Annotated in this window: 9 protein-coding genes; 7 read left to right on the forward strand and 2 right to left on the reverse strand. The window is 43.6% G+C overall.

Features of this window, described 5'->3' with window-relative positions; genetic code table 11:
- Positions 1-460: 460 nt before the first annotated feature.
- From RM049_RS21235 to RM049_RS21260, 6 genes are all read left to right on the forward strand, one after another.
- Entirely contained in the window at positions 461-5446 is a 4986-nt protein-coding gene (locus RM049_RS21235; RefSeq protein ID WP_322705571.1) for a CHAT domain-containing protein, read from the forward strand.
- Positions 5447-5688: 242 nt separating this feature from the next.
- Positions 5689-6426 (forward strand): DUF928 domain-containing protein, encoded by a 738-nt coding sequence (locus RM049_RS21240; protein ID WP_322705572.1) that lies wholly within the window; start codon positions 5689-5691, stop codon positions 6424-6426.
- A 77-nt stretch (positions 6427-6503) separates the two neighbouring features.
- Entirely contained in the window at positions 6504-8732 is a 2229-nt protein-coding gene (locus RM049_RS21245) for an adenylate/guanylate cyclase domain-containing protein (RefSeq protein ID WP_322705573.1), read from the forward strand.
- A 594-nt stretch (positions 8733-9326) separates the two neighbouring features.
- Positions 9327-10451 (forward strand): acyl-CoA dehydrogenase family protein, encoded by a 1125-nt coding sequence (locus RM049_RS21250; protein WP_322672842.1) that lies wholly within the window; start codon positions 9327-9329, stop codon positions 10449-10451.
- Positions 10441-11190: a PIG-L family deacetylase gene (locus RM049_RS21255; protein WP_322705574.1), complete on the forward strand. Its 750-nt coding sequence runs from the start codon at positions 10441-10443 to the stop codon at positions 11188-11190. The genes RM049_RS21250 and RM049_RS21255 overlap by 11 nt, the downstream gene beginning before the upstream one ends.
- Positions 11187-11777 carry a class I SAM-dependent DNA methyltransferase gene (locus RM049_RS21260; RefSeq protein WP_322705575.1) on the forward strand — a complete coding sequence of 197 codons (591 nt, stop codon included), beginning with the start codon at positions 11187-11189 and terminating at the stop codon, positions 11775-11777. Before RM049_RS21255 ends, RM049_RS21260 begins: the two co-directional genes overlap by 4 nt.
- 59 nt (positions 11778-11836) lie before the next feature.
- On the opposite strand, the gene RM049_RS21265 is transcribed toward RM049_RS21260, so the two are convergent.
- Complete coding sequence (locus RM049_RS21265; RefSeq protein WP_322705576.1) at positions 11837-11980, reverse strand: hypothetical protein; 144 nt, start codon at positions 11978-11980, stop codon at positions 11837-11839.
- A 61-nt stretch (positions 11981-12041) separates the two neighbouring features.
- Positions 12042-13364: a glycosyltransferase family A protein gene (locus tag RM049_RS21270; RefSeq protein ID WP_322705577.1), complete on the reverse strand. Its 1323-nt coding sequence runs from the start codon at positions 13362-13364 to the stop codon at positions 12042-12044.
- A gap of 410 nt (positions 13365-13774) precedes the next feature.
- Here RM049_RS21270 and RM049_RS21275 point away from each other — a divergent pair, with 410 nt between their 5' ends.
- The gene (locus RM049_RS21275) at positions 13775-13984 is read left to right on the forward strand and encodes a hypothetical protein (protein ID WP_322672801.1); all 210 of its coding nucleotides are present in this window, start codon (positions 13775-13777) and stop codon (positions 13982-13984) included.
- The last annotated feature ends 319 nt before the right edge of the window (positions 13985-14303 follow it).

Below are 14303 nucleotides of genomic sequence, written 5' to 3' on the forward strand. Positions count from 1 at the left end.
CCTTTTAAAATAATTTGTTCTTTAATAGATAGTTTTGGTTTACGACCTCCTCGTATAACAATAATTTTCACTTTTTTCAATTCTAATAAAGCTTGTTTTTCATGATACAATCATTGGGTATTTAAAATTAATTGTTGTAATTGTTCATACTCCCAACTAATCAAAAACTTTGTTTTTTAGGATTGTCTTCAAGATAATTAAGTATGTTGCTCATATTTTTGTGTAAAAAGATTCTCTAAGATTTTTATATATTAGAATGATACTATTTTAAAGATATCTACTGTTTGGACTTTGGACAAAAAGAAGATAGTTCGCAAGTGTTCTTTCCCCTCTGCTGGCTACGAGGAAAAGTTTGTGTAGCGCACCACTAGAATTATGGCGATCGCACATAGCAATAATGCTCATAGATGATGGCTTTTATTCCAAGTGAATTATCAACTTTAAGCTTGGGGAATTGGCAGTGAACAGAAAAAATCAAAAGTCAAAAGGAAATAGTCCGTTGGTAAGGCAGTACGTTGGCGTTAGCGTTAGCGCAGCGTTAGCGAGTCATCGAGCGTCAGCGGTAGCGAGTCATCGAGCGTCGGTAATTGCGCACTTGTACTCCTTTGGGGAAGCAAGCTACTTACAGCGTCTTTGTCAGCAAAAGCAACTGGTGTTTAGAAGTCAGAATGCTGCATTGCCGATCGCGCTCACCCTATGCTTCTGGTTAGGGAGCATTGCTGCCAAACCCGTACTTGGACAATCGATTGTTCCAGCTAATGATGGGACGGGGACAGTTGTAACTCAAGAGGGTAATCGCATCGATATCCAAGGAGGTAAACTTTCTGGCGATCGGGCGAATCTATTTCACAGCTTGGAGAAATTTGGACTCAATCAAGAGCAGATTGCCAATTTTCTCGCGAATCCCGATATTCACAATATTCTCACACGAGTTGTCGGTGGAGATCCTTCAACCATCAATGGATTGATTCAGGTAACTGGAGGAAATTCCAACTTATTCATTATGAATCCAGCAGGAGTCATTTTTGGGCCGAATGCCCAAATTAACCTTCCGGCTGATTTTACAGTAACGACTGCTACAGCAATTGGTTTTGACAATCGTTTTTGGTTTAATGCAGTCGGTAAAAATGATTACTCCAATTTAAATGGTAATCCCTCTGGGTTTGCCTTTGATTTCGCCAATCCTGGGACTATTATCAATGCTGGTAGTTTGTCAGTTTTAGAAGGATACAATCTGGCTTTAATCGGTGGAAGTATTATCAATACGGCTACATTGAGCGCACCTGGCGGCAATATCACTCTTGCAGCAGTACCGGGAACAAACCTGATTCGGATCTCTCAAGCAGGAAACCTGCTGAGTTTAGAGCTAGAACTACCAAGAAATACAACAGACCAACACCTAGCAATTAACCCTCTGGATTTGCCAACGCTGTTAACCCAAGGGGCTAAGGGACTAAATCTGGGTGTAAGACCTAATTTAGATGCTGGCACAGTACAGTTAACACGATCTGGTACAACTATCCCAACTGCCGCAGGAACTACGATCGCTTCTGGAACCCTAGATGTTTCCAATACAGGAGTTATGCAGACAGGTGGTACAGTAAACGTCTTGGGCGATCGCGTCGGATTGATTGGTGCTAACATTAATGCCTCTGGCACATCTGGTGGCGGCATCGTTCGGATTGGGGGAGATTACAAAGGTCAAGGTATCTTCCCCAATGCCTTACAGACATTTGTTAGCAGCGATTCAGTAATTAATGCTAACGCCCTGCGAAACGGTGATGGCGGTCGGGCGATCGTTTGGTCAGATAATAACACTCAGTTCTTTGGTAAGATCGACGCCATCGGCGGGCTTAATACTGGGAATGGCGGGTTAGTAGAAGTATCTAGCAAGGGATTGCTCTTATTTCAAGGCTTAGTTGATTTGCGATCGCCTGCGGGAGAAGTCGGCACGCTCCTGCTAGATCCGACTGATATCACCATCAGCAGCGCGATGGATACCGCCAGTATGACCTTCGGTAGGGGGATATTTGCTGACACCACCACAACCTCTTCTAATCTCAACTCGACTAGGCTACAAAATCAACTAGCTTTGAGTAATGTTACCGTTTCGACAACATCGGGTTTGGCTGGTAAAGGAGATATTACAGTCAGCAATCCAATCTCCTGGAGTAGCGGTTCTTCGTTGAAATTAGCTGCCGATCGCAATATCAACATCAATGCCAACATCGGCACAACGGGTACTGCCAATACAAATCTAACGCTAGAAGCTAATAACAGTATTTTTATCAACTCAAATGCCAAGCTAACAGCCAGTGGTGTGGGGAAGTTGGATGTCACCCTCAATGCAAATCGAGACGGTATCAATGGAGGAGCGATCGCTATCAAAAGCGGTGCTGCGATCGATTCTAATGGAGGCAATATAGTTCTGGGCGGTAGTAGTAACCCCTTAAACGAGCCAGCACAAGGAACAGCAGCAAATCCCATTGGAGTCAGCCTTAATGGAGCTACTCTCAACTCTGGAAGTGGCAATATTTCAATTAAAGGTCAGGGAAACAACGCTGATGCGAGCGAGCAGAAAGGCATTTTGCTGAATAATAGCAGCATCATGGCTGAAAATGGAGATATCAGCTTAACAGGCATAAGCTACGGGAATGGAAACAATAACAACGGGATTCAGCTTAACAATAGCCTGGTGAGTTCCACTGGTACTGGGAGGATTACACTCCAAGGTACTAGTAACGCCAGAGGAGGTAGGGACAACGACGGCATTGAAGTAAACAGTAGCGCCATCACCGCGACTAAAACGGGGACAATTGCTCTAGAGGGGATTGCCGGAGTCGGGACTGATATTAGTGAGGGGATATATATCGGTCGCAATTCCAAAGTCAGTTCAGCCAATGGAAATATCAACCTCACGGGTACTGGCGGTAATGGAGCGGGAAATCGTAACTTCGGCATTTTACTGGAAGACGGCGCAGAAGTGGAATCGACGGCAACAGGAAATATAACCTTAGAAGGTGCTAGTAGAAACAGCACAGAAGGAATTAGCATTAAGAACAGTTCGATTAACCCCACTGGAACAGGCAGCGGTACGATCGCCCTCACTGCTGATGAAATGAACTTCCTTGGCTCCACCCAAATCAAAGGTACTGGTATCCTTCAGTTGCAGCCTCGGACTCCTAGCTTAGGCATTACCTTGGGTGGCAACATTAACGATGCCCGTTTAAATCTAAATGCCAGTAAATTAAACACCTGGCAAAATGGCTTTTCTCAAATATCGATCGGGCGAGATAACAGCAGCGGTAGCATTACCTTGGCAGGTGATGTGACTTTCAACGATCCGGTTACTTTGCGATCGCCCTTTGGCTCAGGTTCCATCAATACTAGTGGATTTCAACTCACTGGAGCTGACAATGCCACCCTTAACCTGCAAGCCAACCAAAACATTACCACTGGCGATGTAGTAAATCAAGGTCGGGAAATTAGAATAACCAGTACCAGTGGCAATATCAATACCAGTGCGGGAACTCTCAATACTAGTTCTACAACTGGGAATGGAGGAGCGATCGCTCTCGAAAGCGGCGATGCCATTTCCACGGGCAACCTGAACAGCTCAGGAGTTAACGGTGGTGCCATCATCGCCAAAGCTGCCACCAATATTACCACTGGCGCAATTGATTCCAGCAGTAGTTTCGGCAACGGTGGCAATATCACCCTTGACTCCAGCCGTGACATTCAAGCTACCCAGATTAACGCCCAAGGTGGGAAAAACGGTAGAGGCGGTGACATAGATATTACCGCTAGACAATTTTTCCGAGTCACAGACACCTTCACCGACAGCAACAGCAGTCTGGCTAGCATTTCCAGCCTTGGCGGTAACAGTGGCGGAGACATCACGATCCGGCATGGGGGAGGCAACTTAAATCCGTTTCAGATTGGCAATGCCTCGGTAAATGGTACAGCTGGTGCGATCGTTGGCGGGAAAATCTCTATTATCCCCCCTCCACCTGCAACTGAGACTCCACTTGTTAATTTTAATCCCGTCGATCTCAGCAATCCCTTCCCTGTTACGCAGCCACTACAAGTAACCTTTGCCTCCACACCAGCAACTGACACCAACCTACCAGAACTGGAGGAAGCCTTCACCAAGACCTTTGAGAACCATTTGGGCATCAGCAATGCCCGCATCAAAACCCTAAAAGAAGCTCAGGCTATATTGCGCCGAATTGAACAAGCCACTGGCATTAAACCTGCCCTGATTTATGTCTTATTTCAACCCAAAACCGAGCAAGACTCCAAATCTCAACCAGAGGAGACTGTTAAGCAACCACAACCTATCTGGGAGTTCAATTCTCAAAGTTTGGAGCAGCGCCGACAGCAAGTACAACCCACTACGCAACAAGCTCAAGGTAACTACCAGCTCGAACTAGTGATGGTCACTTCCTCTGGAACACCAATCAGACGGCAGATTAAGGGAGCGACGCGAGAGCAAGTCCTCAAAAACGCTCAAGAATTCCAAGCAGCTATCACTAACATTCAACGCTCTCCCCCATATCTAGCTTTGGCTCAAAAGCTCTATAAGTGGCTGCTTGGGCCTTTGGAAAAGGATTTACAAGCTCAAAAAATCACGAATCTCAGCTTTTTGATGGACGCGGGTTTACGCTCCCTGCCCATCGCCGCCCTGCATGACGGACAAGGGTTTATTGTGGAAAGATACAGCGTTGGTCTTATGCCCAGCCTATCACTTACTGACACTCGCTATGCGGATGTGAGAAATCAGCAAGTCTTAGCGATGGGAGCCGATCGCTTCCCCGATCAAAAGCCTTTACCAGCAGCTTCAGTAGAGTTGTCTTTAATCGTTAGTCAATTGTGGTCTGGTAAGTCTTTCCTCAACGAAAACTTCACAGTGGAAAAGCTCAAACAAGCCCGCGCTTTACAGACGTTTGGTATTGTCCATTTCTCTACCCATGCCAACTTTCAGCCTGGTAATATCAATAAATCCTATATTGAGTTTTGGTATAGCAAATTACTAATTAGCCAATTGCAGCAGTTGAAGTTAAGTCAGCCACCAGTGGAACTATTGGTTTTGAGTGCCTGTCGTACAGCATTAGGCAACCCAGAAGCGGAGTTGGGATTTGCAGGTTTGGCGGTGTTAGCAGGAGTGAAATCAGCGATGGGCAGTCTATGGTCTGTCAACGATGAAAGCACAATGGGACTAATGACAAGTTTCTACGAGAAATTGAAAGAAACTCCCATCAAAGCCGAGGCTCTACGGCAAGCACAGGTAGCGATGCTCAAGGGCCAGGTGCGACTAGAGAAGGGTCAGTTGGTAACAGCGAGTCAGAGTTTTCCTTTACCGCCGGAGTTAAGACAAATAGGAGACAAAGAATTTGCTCATCCTTATTATTGGAGCGGTTTCACGCTCGTCGGCAATCCCTGGTAAGGGACTTCCAGAAAATAAATTATCCAATTAACTGGGAGCGGAATGGCACGCTTGTAAAGCCCAAAGACTTATTGTACCCTCGTTCCCAGCCTGGAGGCTAGGAACGAGTTCCAAGAGGCTCTGCCTCTTGACTCAGCACGGGCTAAACTTTAGCTATCCGCTAACAGCACTCAAGTATACTTCTGAAAAGACTGATTTACTGCTTCAAAGATTTACATTCAATAGAAGTCTTTACGTGGATCATGAATTTACCAAAATCTTTTCTGTTTTTAGCGATCCTTGTTAGCGCACTTTCTCCCACCATTGTCACTTTTGCTGGCTTGCCATCACGGCGATCGCCATCCAACGTGGAGTGGAAAGTCAGTCTCAAATTCCCACCTGTAGATGACCGAGGAGCGCCCTCTCAAACATTGGGTGGAGGAACGCGTGGCTCTTCTTGTATCGATGAGAGAGGAATACCGATAACGCCTTTGATGCCGTCAAAAAATAATTTTGGGAAAACGGTTGCAGCCAATCCAACACTATATTGGTACATTCCTCAAAATACTGCCCAATCTGGAGAATTGGCTTTGACAGATGAAGCTGGCAATCAGGTTTATCTGACAACTTTTAAACTGCCTAGTACTCCTGGCATCATTAAACTGGAATTACCAGCAAATGTTTCTCTCCAAATTGGCAAGTATTATCGATGGTACTTCACGATGATTTGCGATTTTCAAGACCGCTCTCAGGATCAATTTGTCAAGGGATTACTCCAGCGTACTGAAGTAAGTTCATCCCTGAAAAATCAGCTAGCTGGGGCAGGACTTCTGGAACAGGCAAAAATTTATGCAAAGTCTCAAATTTGGCAGGAAGCACTGAATACCGTTGCTCAATTGCGCCGCCAGAAGCCAACTGAATGGGAAGAACTTTTACAATCAGTCGGTTTAGAGGCGATCGCCAAAGAACCTTTCCTTGACTGCTGCACGAGCGATCCCTAACCTCAGTACAGCTAAATATCAGCAAAGTTAAAACGGCTACTTTGCTACCCGGAAAAATTAATTTTGGTACAAACAAGATGATCTGGAGAAAGTGGAAAAAGCTACTGTGGCAATGGCGCGGTGTTTTGATTACTACTCCTAGTGTGGCTGGTGTAGTCATCTTATTACGCTTTGCTGGTTTAATGCAGCCTTGGGAGTTGGAGGCTTTTGATGGATATATGCGTCTGCGACCCCAAGAAGCACCCGACGATCGAATTGTCATTGTGGGAGTAAATCTTGCAGACATGAAAAAAATTCGTCAGCCAATCGTTCCAGATGGTCTGTATGCTCAATTGTTGCAAAAATTAAAAGCCAGGAAACCACGAGCTATTGGTTTAGATATCTACCGCGATTTACCTGTAGAACCAGGACATCAAGAATTAACCAAAGTATTTACATCTACCCCTAATTTAGTCGGGATTCAAAGAGTGGTAGGAGATAACCAACGCGAGCCAATTGACCCGCCACCAGCACTCAAAGATAAAGGGCAAGTAGGTGCAAATGATTTGGTTTTAGATCCAGATAAAAAGGTAAGACGCAGTTTGCTCTACTTAACAGATAAAAATGGAGAGACTATTTACAGTTTTGCATTATATTTAGCTTTACTTTATCTCGATGCCGAAGGTATTGCACCCCAAACTTCTGGACAGACAAAAAATTGGCAGTTAGGAAAGACAAGATTTATCCCTTTTGCTGCTAATGATGGTGGCTATGTGCGAGCTGATGACCGTGGCTACCAAATTTTAATAAATTACAGGGGGCCAGCCAAACGCTTTTCTACAGTCACGATGACAGATATTTTAGAAGACAAGGTACCACCAGAATGGGGACGCGATCGCATTATTTTGATTGGTAACGTCAGCGAGAGTTTTGAGGATTTATTTTTCACTCCCTATAGTAGTGATTTGTTGACTTCTCCCGAACCTATGCCTGGGGTAGAGATTCACGCGAATATGGCTAGCCAAATTATCAGTGCAGCTACAGCAGGTCGCCCACTAATTAAGAGTTGGTCGCAGCCAATAGAAATAGGATGGATTTTTTTGTGGTCTTTTGTGGGTGCAAGTCTAACTTGGCAATGGCGATATGCAGGTGGGATAAAATTTTTATCCTTCCAGAAAATAACTAGCCCAATTTTGGCAGCAGGTGTGCTATTGGCTAGTACATATACAGCCTTTATCGCCAGTTGGTGGATACCTGTAGTACCACCATTATTAGCATTGTTGGGATCTGCGATCGCCATTACAGTCTACATCGCCCGTACTGCTGGAGAAATTCGTTATACATTTGGGCGTTACTTAAGCAAAGAAGTAGTCACTACCTTATTAGAAAGCCCAAAAGGTTTACAGCTTGGGGGCGAACGGCGTAAAATCACCATACTCGTCTCCGATTTAAGAGGATTTACCAGTATTTCGGAACAATTACCCCCGGAAAAGGTTGTTCAAATTCTCAACTTTTATTTAGCATCAATGGCAGATATCATTACCCAATATCAAGGAACCATTGATGAGTTTACAGGCGATGGTATTTTAGTATTGTTTGGTGCGCCTACTGCCAAAGAAGACGACACTATAAGGGCTATTGCTTGTGCGATCGCTATGCAGTTAGCAATGATGAGTATAAATGAAAAGATGCAGCAGTGGAATCTGCCACCATTAGAAATGGGAATAGCTGTCAACACCGGCGAAGTTGTTGTTGGAAATATTGGTTCTTATATCCGAACCAAATATGGTGTAGTCGGTGGCCAGGTGAATCTCACCTATCGTATTGAATCCTATACAATTGGAGGACAGATTGTTATTTCAGAATCGACATTTAAAGAAGTAGAGTCAATTGTTAAAATCTGTGGACAAAAGCAAGTACAAGTAAAAGGAATTAAACTACCGATAAATATTTACGAAGTTAGCGGGATTATTGGAAAATACAATCTCTTTCTAACTCAAGAAGAAGAAAGATTGCTACCCTTAGCTGAAGCAATACCAATAGAATATACAATTTTAGATGAAAAGCACATTGATAAAACCCTTTTTCAAGGCAATTTAGTTAAACTTTCCACAAAGGGAGCCGAGGTACGTCCCAAGGATATAGAAAAAGATGTCATCCCTTCTTTATTCAGTAATATTAAATTAGTTTTATCACCAAATTATTCAAAAGAATTAAGCGCTGATATTTATGCTAAAGTTTTAGAAAAACCAATAGAAGATGGGTTGTTTTATATCTACTTTACTACTAAAAGTTCTGAGATAAAAGCAATTTTTAGTAAGATTTAAGTAGTTGGGATCGGGCAGGAAGGAAGAGGATTTTAGCCTCGTTCATTGTTGGGAAAGGGCTAAAGGATAAGAGTTAAGGGTTCTTTACCTTTTCTCCTTCCCCCAAAACCCGACAAGTATTGTCTGCCGGCCTACTTAACGCTACTCTTAATCAAGCAGACATTCAATGATAGCAATAAATCTACCAAACTGTAAGCGTTTCGCGTCAGCAATATCGCATCCATCAGTTCAAAAGTTGCATCATACGCTCTACCTGAATAGTTATACGCTGCTTAATGAAATTCTTCTAATTTGGCACGTTTAATATTGGCAGATGAGAGTTGATGGTTAAACTCTGGTGATTCTGCTAAAATTAAAGTATACTCCATTGTCCTACGCAAAAAATAATTTATGCATATAATAATCTCCCTTTTGTTAGGTATATAATCATACAAAAGATAGAGATGTTAACTTATTTAATTTAATTATTATTAACAAGATATAAAGAAATATTACAGAAAGGAGTCGGCTATTAGCATCCAATTATTAAAGAATGTCGTCATCCCAAAATGGCATAGTTCCAACATTGCTCTGGATCTCAAACGTGCCGCAGAAATTGCGGATTATTGTTTAAACAATGCCACTGCAATCGATTGCAATACTGCTTTTCCCAAGCAAGAGTTTGAGCTAATTGCTAAGGCTGGGTTATTGGCTGCACCATTAGCGAAAGAATTAGGCGGATGGGGTGCAGGAATTGATGCTAATGTTACCTACGAGCTTTTAATGCTATTAAAGCAGATAGGGCATGGCAATCTGGCAGTTGGGCGAATTTATGAAGGACATATCAACGCCCTACAACTGATTCAGACCTTTGGTTCGATAGAACAGATCGCAAGCTGCGCTGATGATGCCCGCGATCGCCAGAAAATATTTGGCGTTTGGAATGCTGAAGCCTCTGATGGTGTGAAGATAATTCCTTGTGAGAATGGGCGTTATCGGCTGGAAGGTTCTAAAACGTTTTGTAGTGGTACTGGCTATGTTGAACGTCCTTTCGTGAATGGAGTATTGCCAGAGGGCGGTTGGCAAATGTGCATTGTGCCAATGGACGAAGTGACAACTCTTAGCGATCCCGCTTGGTGGCAACCTTCTGGGATGCGAGCTACTGCTAGTTACAAAGTGGATTTTAGCGGTGTCGAGTTGGATCGGAGCTATTTAATCGGCCAGCCAGGAGATTACTATCGACAGCCTTGGTTATCTGTTGGGGTAATTCGGTTTGCTGCTGTGCAACTAGGTGGAGCAGAAGCACTGTTTAACCTAACTCGTCAGTATCTACAAAAGTTGGAATATACAAACGATCCATATCAACAGGAACGGCTTGGCAGAATGGCGATCGCCATTGAAAGTGGTAATCTCTGGCTGCGGGGGGCTGCGGATCGAGTAGCAGCCTATGCACCAGTGTTTGGTGGCGATCCCACTATTGTTCACCCGCAAGCAAACCAACTCGTCGCCTATGCCAACATGGTCAGGACAGCAATTGAACAAATTTGCATTGATGTGATGCATTTGTGTCAACGTTCTGTGGGAACTCGCGGCTTACTACCACCAAATCCGATGGAACGAATTATCCGAGATTTGACTCTATATCTGCGTCAACCTGCTTTTGATGCAGCCTTGGCAAATGTCGGGCAATATGTTTTGCATGAAAGTAATCCGGCTTCAATACTTTGGAATGATGAATGAATTTGGCTTGATTGCATTACCACTAGACAATCCTAATGTTTTGCCCTGGCGTTCAGTTAACGAGATCGCTTGTAGCCCGGTACTGATTGTTGCACCCCATCCTGATGATGAGACATTAGGTTGTGGAGGTGCGATCGCTCTATTACGGTCTTTAAATTGTCATGTGCAAGTGTTAGTCATCAGTGATGGTACTCTTTCACACCCTCGTTCCCAGAAATATCCCGCAGCTAGACTCCTAGCTCTGCGGGAAGCAGAAACGCTATCAGCATTAAAATTGCTGGGTGTAGAGGTGAATGATGTCACCTTCTGTAGAATGCAGGATGGGTCAATTTCAACACAGTATCAAAGTGCAGTAGCTAGTTGTCGTGCTTACATTACAGAAATCGCCCCACAAATTATCTTTTTACCCTGGCGATATGACCCTCATACAGACCACCGAGCGACGTGGAAGTTAATTCACACAGTGCTGAATGACTTGCCCTTATCCCCCCGATTGATTGAGTATCCGATTTGGGATTGGGACTTTGACCAACGAGAGAGTCTGCCAGTACCTCTTGAGGTGACAACTTGGCGATTGAATATTAGCGCAGTGGTGGAGTTGAAACAGCAAGCGATCGCTGCTTATCGTTCCCAAACTACAGACTTAATTGATGACGATCCAGAAGGCTTTCGCCTAACTCCCGAAATGTTAGCAAATTTTACTCATCCTTGGGAAGTTTATATAGAGGAAAACCGATGAACCCGTTACAATCTAATTCCCTACCACCCAGCTACTTTGATAAACTCTACAGCGAAAATCCAGACCCGTGGAAGTTTGAGACAAGTATTTACGAAGCTAACAAATATGCTGCCACAATTGCAGCTTTACCCAAAGACCGCTATCGGTCTGCCTTTGAAATCGGTGGTTCCATTGGCGTTTTAACTGAAAAACTGCAAGAACGTTGTGACTCACTGCTCTCAGTTGATGTATCAAAATTGGCGCAGAATAGAGCAAAAGAGCGCTGTCAGCATCTCTCCAATATCAAGTTCCAGATTATGCGTGTCCCAGAGCAATATCCTGATGAAATGTTTGATTTGACCCTAGTCTCAGAAGTTGGCTATTACTGGTGCTGGGAAGACCTGAAAAAATCCCAACAGTATATTCTGGAACACTTGGAACCTGGAGGACATCTACTTTTAGTTCATTGGATACTTTATGCCCGTGATTATCCATTGAGTGGAGATGAAGTTCATGACTCGTTTTTTGAGTTGACCCCAAATAAACTGCGGCATTTAAAAGGTCAACGGGATGAAGAATATCGACTTGATTTATTCGAGCGAGTGTAAACTACCCGACGCCGACGCTATCACGTACAGCGTGCAATAATTTTCGGTTGAAGAAGAATTCAGGAGCGGAGCCGGAAACGCTCCGCCAAGGCGTCAGAATCAAGACGCGACGCTCGAATACTCGCTACCGCTTCGCTATCGCAGAATTGCTCATCAGAAACAGGTTGTCTGTATGTCCGAAAAGAGATTGGTTGACGTAGCATTTGCTACCTCAACCGCGCATTCCTCCCGACGCTCTGTGTGATTGGTTGTTTTGTGACGCGCTTAGATCGAGGGTTTAAAACCCCTATTTTCTAGGCTTTTCGTAGGGTAAAGCTCTTTAGTTAGTTCCAAATCATCCTGGGTCGAATTTCCGTGGAGTTTGCTGTAACTGAGCCGTAAACTCTCAAGACGCAAGCGCAAGTCTCCAATTGCTTGTTCAATTTCCACAAATTTCCAGCGCGAAGCCCAAATTTGTTCTGACTGCTGGCGTTCTTCGACTTGTTCAAACAACTGACCAAAGGTATAAGGTTGGGTTAATTTTTCTAAAAGCCATTGGACTGAAACTCCCAGCATCTCTGCCAAGGATACGACGCTATTGCGATCTGGTTGATAGCCATTAAGAACGCACCACCACATCACTCGTAATTGACGGCGGGCAACAAAACGAGTTTCGATAGCCCCTGCTGGCTCGACTACAAATGGTTGTTGTTGCCGTCCCATTTCTATCCATTCATTCAGCTGATTTGCTAAACCAACATTGGTACGTCCAATTTGTCTGGCCGAAGTTACTACTCGCACTAAAGAACTATGGCGAAAACGGGCATTTACCCGTACTAAAGCACGGTAAAAAGCTTCATCTTCAGGAGTCCGCACTGGTGGTAAGCCTCCCGCCAGTGCATACATTTCTGCTGTTACTGCCAAACTTGCTCCATAGTGTTGATAGTGGCGGGGAAAGCTGTCATCAGGGTCGGGATCGAGATAAGTTTCTAACTCGGTTATTAAATAGCGGTAGCCCACTTCACGCAGATAGCAAGCTCTGGCGTAAGGGTGTAGACCCGCACGACCAGTCCGTTCAACAAGAATTCGCCCACCTACAGCATCAGCACCACAGTTAATTTCATACAGATTGGCAGCAATCCAAGTTGGGCTTACCTGCGAGTCTCCATCAGTTGAAGCGATTACTCCCCTTGTGCGTCCTAAGCTACACAAACGGCGGTGTGCTTCATCCATTAAAATCTGACGCACTCGACCAATATAAGCTTGTGCAGGAGGCAGAGTTTTTTCCACTACATGCAGTGCTATATCTGGATGTTCTTGGGCGAAACTCCGGGCTATAGCTGCTGACTCATCGCTACAATTATTTGCCAACAAAATTATCTCGTAGCGTCTGGGATCTAAAAGCTGTCCTTGTAAATCAACTTGATGTATCAGGGCAGTAAGGGTTGCTGCCAACATCTGAGCTTCATTGCGAACTGGAACAATTACACAAACTTCGCAATGCGGTGACGGTGGTATTTGGACTAAAGTTTGAGAAAAGTCTTTACCCTGCTGTACAGATGGAAAGTCAGCAACGAAGAGCAAGCGTTTACTTTCCATAAAAACCATTTTTCCATCTCCAGAAGCAGCTACACAAGATTTCATCCACGATCAGAAATTATTAATATTTGTAACTCTATTTTGAATATTTTCTCATTTGTTTTGGATCTACCTACAGTATGATTAGTGTTGATTAAAACTCTCCAAACATCAGCTATTAAAAACTAAAGTCTGTCTGCTCTAACTCAAAGCTTTACTATTCAAGGCATATTTTTATATCTTTTTGCTAACGTCAAATTTCCGACGAGAAAATCATACTTAAATTATCTGTCTATTTTAGTTAATTGTTTTACTAATAATCCGTTTTAAGAATGAGATGAATAATATAACATATTATTAAGATTTATATTTTAATAAAAACTAATCAAACCGAAGCAGATTTATGCAAAAACTTAAACGCATGATTAATAACCTGCTTTTTGGTCGTTATAAACATTCCTTGGGTAATTCTAAAAGCACATCTGTTCTTAATTTGGATCGGCTCAACCTTTGTAGAAAATTTAGCTTGGTCGTGTTATGGCTGCAATGGTCGAAAGCATACTAAAACCAGCTATTGCGATCCAGAAACAAAACTTGAGGTGGCACTGTTTCATCCTCGTCAGCAGCTTTGGTCAGAGCATTTTAGCTGAAACGATGATTTTACACAGGTTATTGGTAAAACTCCCTGTGGTCGAGCAACGGTGTCAGCTCTGCAATTAAATCGGGTTGGAGTCGTTAACTTGCGTCGCCTTCTGACCTCGGCGGGACTGCATCCACCGCCATAAGAATCTTGGTAGTGGTAAATATCTAGCGATCGCTAATTCATTCTCATTTTAAGGTTTCATGGCATTAAACCCTCACAGCACGCAGGTTTGACATAATTCCTTACCACGTAAAAAACAACCAGAATCTACTTAACATTGCCAACTTTCATGCCTGAAGCCTGCTTGTTTTCAACTCAGCATTCCT

Source organism: Nostoc sp. DedQUE04 (assembly GCF_034530995.1).
Taxonomy (GTDB): Bacteria; Cyanobacteriota; Cyanobacteriia; order Cyanobacteriales; family Nostocaceae; genus Nostoc.